The sequence below is a fragment of the Ensifer sp. NPDC090286 genome (assembly GCF_044769565.1).
Classification (GTDB): domain Bacteria; phylum Pseudomonadota; class Alphaproteobacteria; order Rhizobiales; family Rhizobiaceae; genus Ensifer.
In genome coordinates this window covers 437,595-451,861 of sequence record NZ_JBIVYF010000002.1, presented here as the reverse complement: position 1 = coordinate 451,861, position 14,267 = coordinate 437,595, and the positions used below count along the sequence as shown (strand labels likewise).

Annotated in this window: 15 protein-coding genes; 9 read left to right on the top strand and 6 right to left on the bottom strand. The window is 64.1% G+C overall.

Annotated features, from left to right (window positions below; translation table 11 throughout):
• The first annotated feature begins 3 nt into the window (after positions 1-3).
• The 3 genes from ACIQUG_RS12305 to ACIQUG_RS12295 are packed head-to-tail and all read left to right on the top strand — an operon-like array spanning position 4 to position 3,040.
• Positions 4-1,020 carry an SIS domain-containing protein gene (locus tag ACIQUG_RS12305; protein ID WP_402321673.1) on the top strand — a complete coding sequence of 339 codons (1,017 nt, stop codon included), beginning with the start codon at positions 4-6 and terminating at the stop codon, positions 1,018-1,020.
• Between the two features lie 2 nt (positions 1,021-1,022).
• Entirely contained in the window at positions 1,023-1,958 is a 936-nt protein-coding gene (locus tag ACIQUG_RS12300) for a carbohydrate kinase family protein (protein ID WP_402321670.1), read from the top strand.
• Positions 1,955-3,040: an ABC transporter ATP-binding protein gene (locus ACIQUG_RS12295; protein ID WP_402321667.1), complete on the top strand. Its 1,086-nt coding sequence runs from the start codon at positions 1,955-1,957 to the stop codon at positions 3,038-3,040. Before ACIQUG_RS12300 ends, ACIQUG_RS12295 begins: the two co-directional genes overlap by 4 nt.
• Positions 3,041-3,106: 66 nt before the next feature.
• Here the strand turns inward: ACIQUG_RS12295 and ACIQUG_RS12290 are convergent, their stop codons facing one another.
• The 4 genes from ACIQUG_RS12290 to ACIQUG_RS12275 all read right to left on the bottom strand — a co-directional run bounded on the left by ACIQUG_RS12290 (position 3,107) and on the right by ACIQUG_RS12275 (position 6,126).
• The gene (locus ACIQUG_RS12290; protein WP_402321664.1) at positions 3,107-3,877 is read right to left on the bottom strand and encodes an amino acid ABC transporter ATP-binding protein; all 771 of its coding nucleotides are present in this window, start codon (positions 3,875-3,877) and stop codon (positions 3,107-3,109) included.
• 13 nt (positions 3,878-3,890) lie between these two features.
• Positions 3,891-4,553: an amino acid ABC transporter permease gene (locus ACIQUG_RS12285; protein ID WP_402321661.1), complete on the bottom strand. Its 663-nt coding sequence runs from the start codon at positions 4,551-4,553 to the stop codon at positions 3,891-3,893.
• 5 nt (positions 4,554-4,558) lie between these two features.
• Positions 4,559-5,221, bottom strand: coding sequence for an amino acid ABC transporter permease (locus ACIQUG_RS12280; RefSeq protein WP_043613628.1), 663 nt, complete (start codon positions 5,219-5,221; stop codon positions 4,559-4,561).
• Between the two features lie 65 nt (positions 5,222-5,286).
• Positions 5,287-6,126 (bottom strand): transporter substrate-binding domain-containing protein, encoded by an 840-nt coding sequence (locus ACIQUG_RS12275; protein WP_052201656.1) that lies wholly within the window; start codon positions 6,124-6,126, stop codon positions 5,287-5,289.
• Between the two features lie 162 nt (positions 6,127-6,288).
• On the opposite strand from ACIQUG_RS12275, the gene ACIQUG_RS12270 reads away from it, so the two are divergent.
• From ACIQUG_RS12270 to ACIQUG_RS12245, 6 genes are all read left to right on the top strand, one after another.
• On the top strand, positions 6,289-7,347 hold the full coding sequence (locus ACIQUG_RS12270) for a D-TA family PLP-dependent enzyme (protein ID WP_402321656.1): 1,059 nt from the start codon (positions 6,289-6,291) through the stop codon (positions 7,345-7,347).
• Positions 7,348-7,713: 366 nt separating this feature from the next.
• Positions 7,714-8,715: a sulfate ABC transporter substrate-binding protein gene (locus ACIQUG_RS12265; RefSeq protein WP_402323014.1), complete on the top strand. Its 1,002-nt coding sequence runs from the start codon at positions 7,714-7,716 to the stop codon at positions 8,713-8,715.
• Positions 8,716-8,827: 112 nt separating this feature from the next.
• Complete coding sequence (cysT, locus tag ACIQUG_RS12260) at positions 8,828-9,694, top strand: sulfate ABC transporter permease subunit CysT (protein ID WP_402321653.1); 867 nt, start codon at positions 8,828-8,830, stop codon at positions 9,692-9,694.
• 1 nt (position 9,695) lies between these two features.
• Positions 9,696-10,604 (top strand): sulfate ABC transporter permease subunit CysW, encoded by a 909-nt coding sequence (gene cysW, locus ACIQUG_RS12255; RefSeq protein ID WP_402323013.1) that lies wholly within the window; start codon positions 9,696-9,698, stop codon positions 10,602-10,604.
• Between the two features lie 22 nt (positions 10,605-10,626).
• Positions 10,627-11,760, top strand: a complete 1,134-nt coding sequence (locus ACIQUG_RS12250) for a sulfate/molybdate ABC transporter ATP-binding protein (protein WP_402321649.1) — start codon at positions 10,627-10,629, stop codon at positions 11,758-11,760.
• A gap of 159 nt (positions 11,761-11,919) precedes the next feature.
• Positions 11,920-13,284, top strand: a complete 1,365-nt coding sequence (locus tag ACIQUG_RS12245) for an FAD-binding oxidoreductase (RefSeq protein WP_402321646.1) — start codon at positions 11,920-11,922, stop codon at positions 13,282-13,284.
• 54 nt (positions 13,285-13,338) lie between these two features.
• Here the strand turns inward: ACIQUG_RS12245 and ACIQUG_RS12240 are convergent, their stop codons facing one another.
• Together ACIQUG_RS12240 and ACIQUG_RS12235 are read right to left on the bottom strand one after the other, a co-directional pair.
• The gene (locus ACIQUG_RS12240) at positions 13,339-13,848 is read right to left on the bottom strand and encodes an RES family NAD+ phosphorylase (protein WP_402321643.1); all 510 of its coding nucleotides are present in this window, start codon (positions 13,846-13,848) and stop codon (positions 13,339-13,341) included.
• Positions 13,848-14,219, bottom strand: a complete 372-nt coding sequence (locus ACIQUG_RS12235; RefSeq protein WP_402321640.1) for an antitoxin Xre/MbcA/ParS toxin-binding domain-containing protein — start codon at positions 14,217-14,219, stop codon at positions 13,848-13,850. The genes ACIQUG_RS12240 and ACIQUG_RS12235 overlap by 1 nt, the downstream gene beginning before the upstream one ends.
• Between the last annotated feature and the right edge of the window lie 48 nt (positions 14,220-14,267).

Genomic DNA, 14,267 nt, shown 5'->3' with positions numbered 1-14,267 from the left:
GCTATGACCACTTCGGAACGCCCCGCTGGGCTCGTCGCAATCGATCGTGAAATGGCGCGCCAGGCCGCCGACGCTGTCGCCTCGGTCCGCGGCGCAGCGCCACGCGCCGCGGAGATCGCCCGCTCGCTGAAGGCGACCGGCAAACTCCTGCTGCTCGGCATGGGCGGTTCGCATGCCGTCGGCCGCGCCGTCGAACCGCTCTACCGCGCCCATGGCATCGACGCCGTCGCCCTGCCACTCTCCGAGCAGCTCGGCCAGCCACTGTCGATCGAAGGCAAGACGATCCTCATCACCTCGCAATCCGGTGAAAGTGCCGAAGTGCTGCGCTGGTTCGGCGAGACCAATGGCGGAACGCCGCATACGTTCGGGCTGACGCTGGAGAGGGACTCCTTCCTGGCGACGAACGCACCGTCGCTCGTCGGTGTCGGCGGGACTGAAAAGGCCTTTGCCGCCACCCGCAGCCTGACCATCAGCTTCGCCCTGCATCTCGCCGTGCTCGCAGCGCTCGGCGACGATCCCGCCGACGCGCTTTCCGCATTGGAAAATCCGCAAGCGCCGGATACGTCCGCAGCGCTTGCGGCGCTGGCGGACGTCCGCTCCGTCGTCACTTCGGCCCGTCGCCTGCAGGGTCTCGCCGAGGCGATCGGCCTCGGCCTCACCGAACTCTCGCGCCTGCCGTGCTTCTCGCTCGAAGGCGGCCAGCTTCGACATGGGCCGATGGAAATGCTTGGCCCTTCGGTCGGCGTCGTTCTCTTCCGTGGCGCAGATGCGACCGCCGGGCTCGTTCGCGCCATGGCGATCTCGGCTGCCGAAGCCGGTTCGCCGGTCGTCGTCTTCGACGCTTCCGGCGAGGCAGCGATCGATGGCGTCACCACCATCCCCTTTGCATCGGCTTCCGGCCTGGCGGCGATCTTCGCCATGCTGCCGGTCGCCCAATCCTTCATGATCGCCTTTGCGGCGGCCCGCGTCGAGAATGCCGGCACCCCCGTGCGCTCGACCAAAATTACCCGGAGCGAATAACGATGCGTCCTCTTGCCGTGGTCGGCAACGCCAATGTCGACCTCATCCTCGGGCCGGCGGCCCCCTGGCCCAAGGCCGGAACCGAAATCATCGTCGACCATGACGAGCTGCGCGTCGGCGGCTGCGCCGGCAACAGCGCGCTCGCCTGGGACTCGCTCGGCGTCGACTACGCGATCGCCGCCAATGTCGGCAACGACCAGTTCGGCACCTGGCTGAGGCAGGCCTTTCCCGAGCGCTCCAAGGCGTGGCCGGTCGAGGCTGTCGGAACCACACTCTCCGTCGGCATCACCCATCCCGATGGCGAGCGCACCTTTTTCACCACGCGCGGGCATCTGCCGCTCCTCAATTTCGAGGAAGTCCGTGCCATGCTCGACGGCGAAAAGCTGCGCGGCGGTTACGCGCTCCTGACCGGCTCGTTCCTGACCGACGCGCTGACCGCGGACTATGACCGCTTCTTCGACTGGGCCGATGCGCACGACATTGCCGTGGCCCTCGACACCGGCTGGCCGCTCGACGGCTGGATCGAGGCGAACTGCGCGGCGACCATCGGCTGGCTGAAGCGTTGCCGGCTGGCGCTCTTCAACGAGGTCGAGACGACGACCCTGACAGGCGTCTCCGACCCGACCGAGGCGGCGCGCGAGCTCCGCAAACACATGCCCGAAGGCGCGATCGTCGTCGTCAAGCGCGGACCGCACGGCGCGATCGCCATCGACGCGGACGGCCGCGTTTCATCGGCGGCCGCACCCGCCGTCACCGTCGTTGATACGATCGGCGCCGGCGACGTCTTCAATGCCGGCTTCCTCGCGGCACTTGCCGCCGAAATGCCGCTCGAGGCCTGCCTGCGCACCGGCGTCGCCATCGCCTCCGAGGCGATCTCCACCCTGCCGCGCAGCTACGGCCAACCGCTTTCGTCCTACCTTCAGGAGACCGGCGCATGAGCGCTCTTGCCATAGAGAACATCCACAAGCGCTATGGCGAGATCGAGACGCTGAAGGGCATCGACATCGCGCTCGAAAGCGGCGAGTTCCTGGTTCTTCTCGGCTCGTCCGGCTGCGGCAAGTCCACGCTTCTCAACATCATCGCGGGCCTCGCAGAACCGACTGGCGGCGACATCCGCATCGGCGAGCGCTCCATTCTCGGCGCGCATCCGAAGGATCGCGACATCGCCATGGTGTTCCAGTCCTATGCGCTCTACCCGAACATGAGCGTCGCGCGAAACATCGGTTTCGGCCTGGAGATGCGCAAGGTTCCGGTCGCCGAACGCGAGAAGGCGGTGAAGGAAACGGCAAAGCTGCTGCAGATCGAAAACCTGCTCGAGCGCAAGCCGAGCCAGCTCTCGGGCGGCCAGCGCCAGCGCGTTGCCATCGGCCGGGCGCTGGTGCGCAATCCGCAGGTCTTCCTGTTCGACGAGCCGCTCTCCAACCTCGACGCCAAGCTGCGCATGGAAATGCGCACCGAGCTCAAACGCCTGCACCAGATGCTGAAGACGACCGTCGTCTACGTCACCCACGACCAGATCGAGGCGATGACGCTTGCGACACGTATCGCCGTGATGCGCGACGGCCGTATCGAGCAGCTGGGAACGCCGGAAGAGATCTACGATCGACCCGCCACGCTCTATGTCGCCGGCTTCGTCGGTTCACCGCCGATGAACATCCTGGACGCGACCGTTGCACAAGGCCGGGTGACGATCGCCGGCGGTGATCAGGCGATCGCCCTGCCGCCCCAATTTCGCGGCCTGGTCTCCGATGGTCAGCGCGTCAAGGTCGGCATCCGTCCGGAAGCGCTAAGTCTGGCCTCCGGCGACGAGGCTGCGCCGCAGTTCAAGGCGCGAGTCGAGGTGGTTGAACTGACCGGCGCGGAACTCGTCACCACCGCGCGGATCGGCGACCAGCGCATCACCGCCTGCCTGCCGCCGCGCAGTTCGCTGCTTGCCGGCGACGAGCGCGCTTTCACCATAGAGGCTGATGCGCTGCATCTCTTCGATCCGCAAAGCGGCCGGTCGCTCGCGAAAGGTTGAGCCTTTCGCGGAAAACAAGAGCCGGCCGTCGCTTTCGCGGCGGCCAGCCCGATCATAGAACCCGGATCAGTTGAAGGACGAGCTTTTCAGGAACTCCGCCAGACGCTCCGTCTGCGGCTTCACGAACATTTCCTTCGGATTGCCCTCCTCGCCGATGCGCCCCTGGTTCATGAAGATCACCCGCGACGAGACCTCATAGGCAAAGCGCATTTCGTGGGTGACGAGCAGCATGCTCATGCCGTCTTCGGCAAGGCCCTTGATCACCTGAAGCACCTCGTTGACGAGTTCCGGATCCAGCGCCGAGGTCACCTCGTCAAACAGCATCAGCTTCGGGTTCATTGCGATCGCCCGGGCGATCGCCACGCGCTGCTGCTGGCCGCCGGAGAGCTGGCCGGGAAAGTGATCCATGCGCGACAGCAGCCCGACGCGGTCCAGCCATTTCTCGGCAACCGCCCGCGCCTCGTCGCGCCCCATGCCGCGGACCTTCATCAGGCCGAGCATGATGTTTCTCGCCGCACTCATATGCGGAAAGAGGTTGAACTGCTGGAAGGCCATGCCGGTCATCGCCCGCTGGCGGGCGATTTCCTTTTCCTTCTTACGTTTGCGCACCCCGCCCACGGTCTCGTAGCCGATCTCCTGGCCGTCGATGCGGATCGAGCCGCCCTGGAATTCCTCCAGCATGTTGATACAGCGCAGCATCGTCGTCTTGCCCGAGCCGCTGGAGCCGATGATCGAGATGACCTCCCCTTGCGCCATGGTGCAGTCGACGCCCTTCAGCACTTCGACGGCGCCGTAGCGTTTGTGGAGATCGCGGATTTCAAGCAATGTCTGGGTCATCGGAGCCGAAGCCTCAGGATGGGACAGCGGTCTTGCGTTCGACGTAACGGCCGAAGCGCTCGATGCTGTAGTTGATGACGAAATAGAGGAAGCCGGCAAAGAAGTAGAACTCGAGGCTCATGAAGCTGCGCGAAATCTGCTCCTGGGTGCGCAGCAGAAGCTCGGCGACGCCGATGATCGACAGAAGCGTCGAGGCCTTGACCATCTCGGCCGCCGTATTGACCCAGGCCGGCAGCGCCTGCCGCAACGCCTGCGGCCCGAGCACGTCGACGAAGGTCTGCGAGAATGTCAGGCCGATGGCCTTCGCCGCCTCCGTCTGCCCCTTCGGGATCGCCTGCAGGGCGCCGCGGACAAGCTCGCCGACATGGGAACTGCAGAAGATCGACAGCGCCAGGATGCCGGCCTGGAAGGGACCGAGATCAATGCCGACGGTGCTGAGCACATAGTAGCTCGCAAGCACGAGCACGAGAACCGGCGTACCCCGGATGAAATCCGTATAGCCGCGCACGATCCATTGCACCGGCCGATAGCCGTAGGTGAGCGCAAGGCCGACGAAGACGCCGAGTACCGTTCCGACGACGATCGACAGGAAGGAGATCGAGATCGAAACGCCAAGCCCCTTCAGCAAGGGAATGCGGGCGAGCCAGAGCTGATCAAGAAATGCTGGAAAATCCATCGCGATCACCTCGGCACGGAGAGACGACGCTCGACCGCGCGCATCAGGGCGGCAAGCACCGAACAGGTGGCGACATAGAGGCAGCTCGCTACGATCCAGGTCTCGATCACCCGGAAGGTCTCGACGTTGATCTTGCGCGCCTCGAAGGTGAGTTCGGGAACGGCGATCGCCGCGGCGAGCGAGGTGTCCTTGAACAGCGAGATCATCGTGCTGCTGAGCGAGGGCAGCACGTTGCGCAGCATCAAGGGCAGGATGATCGAGGTGCGGATCTGCATTTCCGTGAGCCCGATCGCCAGCCCCGCCTCGCGCTGCCCCGGCGGAACCGAGAGCAGCCCGCCGCGAAAAACTTCAGCGAGATAGGCGCCGGAATAGATCGCCAGCGTCAGCACGAAGCTCTCGATCTTGCCGAGCCTGACGCCGAGTTGCGGCAAGGCGAAGTAGCTGAACAGCACCAGAACCAGGATCGGCGTGTTGCGGATGACGGTCACGTAGAGACCGGCCGGTTTGCGCAGGAACGGGTTCTTCGACACCAGCCCGAAGGCCGTGACGAGGCCGATCAGGCAGCCCGCAAGGATCGCCGCGAAGGCGAGGCCGAGGCTGAGCGCCAGCCCTTCGAGCAGAAGATCGAAGGAGCGCCAGACTGCGGAAAAATTCAGAGTATAGCCCATGTTTCAGCCACCCATGCCGAAGGACGGAGAGCGACCCCACAGGCGGCGGGATCGCCCGGAGAGGCTTACTTGTACTCGACCGGGAAACCGATCTGCGGCGGAGCAAGATCCTTGCCGAACCAGGTCTTGAACGACTTCGCATAGAAGTCGAACTCGACGCCGGTCATCGCCTCGTGCAGTGCGGTGTTGACGAAGTTCAGCCAGTCCTGGTCGCCGCGCTTGACGCCGCAGGCGTAGGTCTGCGGGTTCCAGCCGTAGCCGGCATCCTTGTAGCGGTTGGGGTTCTGGGTCATGTACCAGGCGAGCGACGACTGGTCGGTGGCGACGGTGTCGGCGCGTCCGGATTCCAGCGCCTGATAGATGAGGTCGACGGATTCGTACTGGTCGACCGTCGCTTCCGGCAAGGCGGCATGCACCATCGCCTCGGCATAGACGTTCTGCAGCACGGATACGGTGACGGACGAGCCGGCGGCCTTGAGCGCGGCGTAATCGGCATATTTGCCGTCGGCCTTCAGCATCAGGCCCACGCCCTCGCGATAATAGGGAATGGTGAAGGCGATCTGCTGCGCGCGCTCACCGGTCACCGTCATGAACTGGCAGGTAATATCCACCTTGTTGGTGGTGATGTTCGGAATGCGGGCGTCGGACGACTGGTTGACGAACTCGATCTTTTCCGGATCGCCGAACAGCGCCTTGGCGATGATGCGGCCCATGTCGACATCAAAGCCCTGCAGCTTGTCGTCGGCGCTCTTGAAATGCCACGGCGCATTGGTGCTGCCGGTGCCCATGACCAGATGGCCGCGGGCGATCACTTCGTCCAGCTTGCTCGCCGGTTCCTGGGCCGCGGCCGTACCGGCCATAGCCATGACTGCGATGGCAGCCGCTGCAAAAACGGTCTTGCTCATTTCATTCCTCCCTTTTTTAGCCTCCTCACCATTATTCTATAACTATGCATTATAATCTTGAATAATGGATTGACGTATCAAAGGCCCGCAGTCATATCTTGTCAAGGGCAGTTGAGGTAGTTTCGCCCCGATCCTGCGCCGCCCAAGAGGAGTTGAGTCGCGATGCCCCTGCCGATCGAAACCCCGGCCGTTCTCGTCGATCTTGAAATTGCCAAGCGCAACATCGAGCGCTTTCAGGCCTATGCGGATGAGCACGGCATTCGCGTCCGCCCGCACATCAAGACGCACAAGCTGCCGCAGATGGCCGAGCTTCAGCTTCAAGCCGGCGCCATCGGCATCACCTGCCAGAAGGTCACCGAGGCGGAGGCGATGGTTGCGGGCAGCGAGCGGATCAGGGACGTTCTGATCACCTACAATATTCTCGGCGACGCCAAGATGGCGCGGCTGGAGCGGCTCAATGACCGCGTTTCGCTCGCGGTCGTCGCCGACAGCGAAACGGTCATCGACGGGCTCGCCGGCTATTTCGCCGGCAAGGACAAGCCGCTGCGCGTGTTCGTCGAATGCAACACCGGCGCCGATCGCTGCGGCGTCGGCTCCCCGGCGGAAGCCGCCAAACTCGCCCGCCGGATCGAAGAGGCAAAGGGGCTCGTCTTCGGCGGCCTGATGACCTATCCGCCCGTCAACGGCGAGGCGAAGGTCCAGGCCTTCATGAGCGAGGCGAAGCAGCTGATCGAAGCCGACGGCATTGCCGTGCCGGCGATTACCTCCGGCGGCACGCCGAGCATGATGCGTGCCGACGGTGCACCGGTCGCGAGCGAGTACCGACCGGGCACCTATATCTATAACGACCGCTCGCTGGTTGCGCGCGGCGTCGCCGGCTGGGACGAGTGCGCGCTCACGGTGCTGGCGACCGTCGTATCCGTTCCGTCCGAAAACCGCGCCATCATCGATGCCGGCAGCAAGGTGCTGACCTCGGACCTGCTCGGCCTCACCGGCTACGGCCACGTGCTTGGCCGCGACGACATCCGCATCGACCAGCTGTCGGAGGAACACGGCCGCCTCGTCACCGACGGCCCGATCGGGCTCAATGTCGGCGACCAGCTGAGGATCGTGCCGAACCACGCCTGCGTCGTCACCAACATGGTGGACGCCATCCATATCGTCGAAGGCGACAAATTGAAGGATGTGTGGCCGGTAGTAGCGCGCGGCCACGTTCTCTAGGCGCCTCCAATCGAAAACGAACAGCGCTGAATTGAAGCGTTTCGCCTGACAGATTCGCCGTTCATCGCCATCGGTCTTGCTGCCGAACACATCTCCTGTGCCCTTCCGCACCCGAGGCGCCGGACGGTAGAATCGACGCCGGCCCACTGGACAGCCGCGGCGCGCTTCCCATGTTATCTGTCGATGGTTGGCACCGCCGCCGGCGTGGTTGCGGGCAAACCGTTCCCGAAAAGCCCGACAAAACGATAGGACATTTCCCCATAGCTGCCTCTGGCATCATCGGTTTACGTTGTAGCAGTCGACAAAATTGATAGTTTTATCTGGTAACCAATGGAGGTCGAAATGGTCTTTGGACGAATTACCGGAATGGTGGGACTGGCAATCGTGCTCGGAGGCCTGCAGCTCGGTGCCGCGAGTGTAGCGTTTGCCGACACGACGATCTTGAACGTGTCCTATGACCCGACACGTGAACTTTACAAGGACTTCAATGCTGCCTTCGCCGAGACGTGGAAGGCCGACACCGGCGAGACCGTGACGATCCAGACGTCGCACGGCGGCTCGGGCAAGCAGGCGCGCTCGGTGATCGACGGCCTGCAGGCCGACGTCGTGACGCTCGCGCTCGAAGCCGACATCGATGCGATCGCCAAGGAAACCGGCAAGATCCCGGCGGACTGGAAGACGAAGTTCGAGAACAACAGCGCGCCCTATACGTCGACGATCGTCTTCCTGGTGCGCAAGGGCAACCCCAAGGGCATCAAGGATTGGGGCGACCTGGTGAAGCCGGACATCCAGGTGATCACGCCCAACCCGAAGACCTCGGGCGGCGCGCGCTGGAACTTCCTCGCTGCCTGGGCCTATGGCCGCGCCGCCAATGGAGGTGACGAAGCGAAAGCCCAGGAATACGTGACGGAGCTCTTCAAGCACGTGCCGGTGCTCGACACCGGTGCGCGTGGTTCGACGACGACCTTCGTCCAGCGTGGCCTCGGCGACGTGCTGCTCGCCTGGGAAAACGAAGCCTATCTGTCGCTCGAGGAACTCGGCCCCGACAAGTTCGAGATCGTCACGCCGTCGATCTCGATCAAGGCTGAACCGCCGGTGGCCCTCGTCGACGGCAATGTCGACGCCAAGGGCACCCGCAAGGTGGCGGAAGCCTATCTCGGCTACCTCTACAGCGATGCCGGCCAGAAGATCGCCGCCAAGCACTACTACCGGCCGTTCAAGCCGGCGGCCGCCGATCCGGCTGATATCAAGCGGTTCGGCGAGCTGAAGCTCGTCACCATTGAGGACTTTGGCGGCTGGAAGGAAGCCCAGCCGAAGTTCTTCGGCGACGGCGGTGTCTTCGACCAGCTCTACAAGCCGGGCCAATAAAACCTGAACTGCGCGCGCAGCCGGCAAGCCCGGTTGCGCGTCCTGCTTCGCGCCGGGCCGAACACTCGAAGCGAAGCGCGTTTCATCGTGCCGCGTAAAGACTGCAAAGGTAGTGCCATTGACGGATGCGACGAAGACTGCACCCTGGCGATTTCGCCAGCCGAGTGTTTTGCCTGGATTTGGATTGTCGCTCGGGATCACGCTGAGCTGGCTGGTTCTGATCGTGTTGATCCCGTTGTCGGGCCTGGTGTTTCGCGCCAGCGGTCTCGGCTGGTCCAAGTTCTTTGAGCTGGCGCTCGACCAACGCACGCTCAATGCCCTGAAGATCTCGTTTGGCACGGCCTTCATCGCGGCGATCATCAACCTCGTCTTCGGTGTCATCCTCGCCTGGGTGCTGGTGCGGTATCGCTTTCCCGGCAAGCGCGTGATCGACGCCATGGTCGACCTGCCCTTTGCGCTGCCGACCGCCGTTGCCGGCATCGCGCTGACGACGCTTTATGCCCCGAACGGCTGGATCGGCCAGTTCCTCGAGCCGCTCGGGATCAAGATCGCCTTCACCCCCGCCGGCATCGTCATCGCGCTGATCTTCGTCGGCCTGCCCTTCGTCGTCCGGACCGTGCAGCCGATCATGGAAGAGATCGACAAGGAGGTGGAGGAAGCCGCAGCCACGCTCGGCGCCAGCCGCTTCCAGACGATCAGCCGGGTGCTTCTGCCGGGGTTGCTGCCGGCCGGCCTCACCGGCTTTGCGCTCGCCTTTGCCCGTGGCGTCGGCGAATACGGCTCGGTCATCTTCATCGCCGGCAACCTGCCCTACGTCTCCGAGATCGCCCCGCTTCTGATCGTCATCAGGCTCGAAGAGTTCAACTATGCGGCAGCGACTGCCATTGCCGCGGTCATGCTGGCGATCTCCTTTGCCATGCTGCTCCTCATCAACTCGATCCAGGCCTGGAGCCGGCGGAGATATGTCTATGTCGCATGATCTGACCGCCGCTTCGGCACCCAGTCCCGGTCTCAGTCCGGCCTCCGGCCCGAAGCCGGCGCTGCCGGAACTGGCCGCCGCCACCTCCGAAAGCCGTTTTGCCCGGCTGACGCTGACGATCACGGCCCTTGCCTTCGTCGCGCTGTTTCTGCTTCTGCCGCTCGCCGCCGTCTTTACCGAGGCGCTGCGCAAGGGCGTGACCGAATTCGTGCTGGCGCTTGGCGATGCCGAGACGTTTTCCGCCATCCGCCTGACGCTGATCGTCGCTGCCATCGCCGTGCCGCTCAACCTCGTCTTCGGCGTCGCCGCCGCCTGGGCGATCGCCAAGTTCGAGTTCAAGGGCAAGGCGTTTCTGACGACCTTGATCGACCTGCCGTTCTCGGTCTCGCCGGTTATCTCCGGCCTCGTCTTCGTGCTTCTGTTCGGCTCGCACAGCCTGCTTGGCCCCTGGCTGCAGAGCCACGGCATCCAGATCCTGTTTGCCGTGCCCGGCTTGGTGCTCGCCACCGTCTTCGTCACCTTCCCCTTCGTTGCCCGCGAGTTGATCCCGTTGATGCAGGAACAGGGATCGAGCGACGAGGAAGCAGCACTTTCCTTGGGGGCGTCCGGCTGGCAGACCTTCTGGCATGTGACGCTGCCCAACATCAAATGGGGGCTGCTTTACGGCGTGCTCTTATGCAACGCCCGTGCCATGGGCGAGTTCGGCGCCGTCTCGGTCGTGTCCGGCCATATCCGCGGCGAGACCAACACCATGCCGTTGCAGGTGGAAATCCTCTATAATGAATACAACTTCGTCGCCGCGTTCGCGGTGGCGGCGTTGCTGGCGCTGCTGGCGCTGATCACCCTGATTTTGAAGACGGCGCTGGAGATCCGCTACAGCGCCGAGATCGCCGCCAGCCGCAGACACTGACCAGCATTCGAAAGGTATCGCCATGGACGTGCGCGTTCACAACATCCGCAAGGAATTCGGCCGCTTCCCGGCGCTCGACGACGTCTCGCTTAACATCCGCTCCGGCGAGCTGATCGCGCTGCTCGGCCCCTCCGGCTCCGGCAAGACGACGCTGCTCAGGCTCGTGGCCGGTCTCGAAAGCCCGACCGAAGGCACGATCTTCTTCGGCAACGAGGATGCCTCGCAAAAGACCGTGCAGGAGCGCAACATCGGCTTCGTCTTCCAGCACTATGCCCTGTTCCGCCACATGACCGTGCTCGACAACGTCGCCTTCGGCCTGAAGGTGCGGCCCGCCAACCGCCGGCCGCCGGCCGCAGAAATCCGCAAGCGCGCCCTCGATCTTCTCGACCTCGTGCAGCTCTCCGGTCTCGACAAGCGCTATCCGGCCCAGCTTTCGGGCGGCCAGCGCCAGCGCGTGGCGCTCGCCCGCGCCATGGCGGTGGAACCGAACGTGCTTCTGCTCGACGAACCCTTCGGCGCGCTCGATGCGCAGGTGCGCAAAGAGCTGCGCAAGTGGCTGCGCGACATTCACGACCGCACCGGCCACACCACCATCTTCGTCACCCACGACCAGGACGAAGCGCTGGAACTCGCCGACCGCGTCGTCGTCATGAGCAAGGGCGTGATCGAGCAGGTCGGCACCCCCGACGAGATCTACGACCATCCGGTCTCGCCCTTCGTCTACGGCTTCATCGGCCAGTCGAACTGCCTGTCGGTCACGCTGCAGAACGGCGAGATCTGGTTCGAGGATCGGCCGATCGGCTTGCGCGCGCCATCCGAGCCCGACGGTCCGGCAAAACTGCACTTCCGCCCGCACGACATCGAACTGATCGACGGCTGCGGCGGTTGTCTCGCCGGTCTGGTTGCCGCCAGCCGCCGGGTTGCCGGCACCCGCCATCTCGAACTCGACCTTGGCCGCAACCATCCGCATGTCGAGATCGAACTCTCCCCCGAACGGGCCGCCGCCGGCGACCACAGTCGCATCGCCTTCCGGCCGACAAAGTGGAAACTGTTCAGGGAGGAACAGCCCAAGACCGCCACAACGCCGACAACGCCGCAGGCGCCGGCCGAGGTCGAGACGGCCGAACCGTTCGAACTGGCTCGCACCGGCAGCTGACCGGTCGCGCGCCCCAGTCCAGTTTCGCCCCTCTTGTCGTGCCGAGTGTGCAGGCGCGCCGGCAAACGGCAGCGTCGCCGCGCGGATATCGGTTTGCCTCGATATGCGCTAAGCAGGGACGCCCGCTGCCGACAATGGCTGCGGAAACGGGAGAAGCGCATGACGATCGTCGACGACCTGAAACAAGCCCTCGGCGACATCGTGCTCACCGGCACCGAAATCGGCGAACGCCATCGCAGCGATGCCAGCCTGACCGGCCGTGAGCTGCCGAAGGCCGTGATCCGCCCGACAAGCAGCGAAGAGATTGCCACGGCTCTCCGGCTTTGCAACGAGAACGGCCAAACGGTCGTCGTTCAAGGCGGCCTGACCGGACTTGCCGGCGGCGCCAATGCCGGCGGTGACGCTGTGGTGATTTCGCTCGAACGCTTTGCCGGCATCGAAGAGATCGACCCCCAAGCCGGCACCATGACCGTGCGGGCCGGCACCGCGCTCGAGGTAGCTCAGCGCGCCGCCGAAGACGCCGGTTTCCTGCTGCCCATCGATCTTGGCGCCCGTGGCTCCTGCCAGATTGGCGGCAACCTCGCTACCAATGCCGGCGGCATCCGGGTGCTGCGCTATGGTGTGACGCGCGACAACGTCCTCGGTCTCGAAGCGGTACTTGCCGACGGCACAATCATCTCGTCGCTGAACAAGATGATCAAGAACAACACCGGCTACGACCTCCGGCAATTCTTCATTGGCTCGGAGGGAACACTCGGCGTGATCACCCGCGCAGTCCTGCGGCTGCGGCCACTGCCCGCCGGCCGGCTGACGGCGCTTTGTGCACTCGAAAGCTACGAAGCCGTGGTTTCGTTCCTCGCGCGGTGTCAGCGCGGCCTTCCCGGCCTCTCGGCTTTCGAGGCTATGTGGGAAAGCTATTTCCGCTTCAATGCCGAAGCGGAGAAGCTGAAGCTCTTTGAAGAAATCCCGGCCTTCGCGGTGATCGTCGAGCAGGATCTGCTCGGTGATGCCGGCGAGCGTGACGGCTTTGAGGCCTTTCTCGGCGAAGCGCTTGAAGATGGCATCATTGCCGATGCGCTGATCGCCCAGTCGGAGAAGGAAAGCCGTTCTTTCTGGAGCGTGCGCGAAGGCCACGCGATGGACAGCCAGTTGCCTGATCTCGTCAACCTCGACGTCAGCCTGCCGATCGGCGATATCGGCCGCTTCGCCGCGGAATGCGGTGAGGCTCTATCCGCCCGGTTCCCGGCAGCCCATGTCTCCTTCTTCGGCCATGTCGCCGACAGCAACCTGCATATCGCCTTTTCGGAACCGAACGGCGACGCGGACACCCCGCATATCGTCGACGGCGTCGTCTATGAAATCGTCCGGCGCTACAAAGGGTCGATCTCGGCCGAACATGGGATCGGCACGCTGAAACGCGATTTCCTCGACCATTCGCGCAGTCCGTCCGAACTCGAACTCATGCGGCGGATCAAGCAGGCGCTGGACCCGAACGGCATCCTCAATCCGGGCAAGGTGATCTGAGACCACGACTATAGAAGGACCAATCCCGGAGACAACCCTTCGCAACAACTGGGTTCAGAGCCAGGAGGCCGGATTTTTCGGCAGGCGCCCATCGGGATCAATCACCTTCAACTCGGCCCCCTCGCCCGCATTCCAGCGCCAGAGCGCGACGCAGGTTCCGCCGGGTGACATGAAGGACGGATAGATCAGGCCATCGAAGTCTCGGTCGCTCAGCGTCAGTTGCAGGCGATGCGTTTCCGGCACGAGGCCGCGATCGAGCGCATCGCGCCATTCGCAACGATGGATGTCTTCCGTGAGGCCGAGGTCGGAAAGAATCTCCGGCGCCGTCAGATCGGCAAGACGGGCATAACGTAGTTCAAGCTGGGCGATCAGCGCCGGGTGCTGGACGAAACCCTGATTGTATTCGGCCCAGGCGGTCGAGAGCTCGCGGGCGGCATAAATTGTCGGCGTTCCCACGGGATTCCACCGCCCACCATATCGCCCTGCCCCTTCGCCCGAAAGCGGCGCATGCGCCCAGCGCGGCACATAGGCGCGCCAGAGGCGCACCGGCTCGTCAACCGCCATCAGGCGTAGACACCGGAACGCACGGCTTCGAGATAAGCGAGCACCTTGTCGGCCTTGCCCTCGCCAACGAGGTCATAGGCGGTCTTCCCGGCCCAGCCGGGGATCGGCTGGTGCTTGAACCAGATGACGGCGCGACTGTCGTCGCCCGCCATTTCGCCGGCCATGGCGAGGATACGGACGACGCTGCTCAAGGCCGCATCGACCTTGCGGGCACTCGACTTCGCCGTCAGCGTGTTGCGCGCGACACCGATCAGCTTCGCCAGTTCCGCAAGCGTCACGCCGAGCCGATCGGCAACCAGCCGAGCGGACAGAAAGGACGAGTGGTTTTCGCCGTAATGGGCGGTGGAGATATTGAGACCGACAGCAGCCATGACACGATCCGCGCTTGTTTTGATCATTGCGCTATCAAAATAAGATCA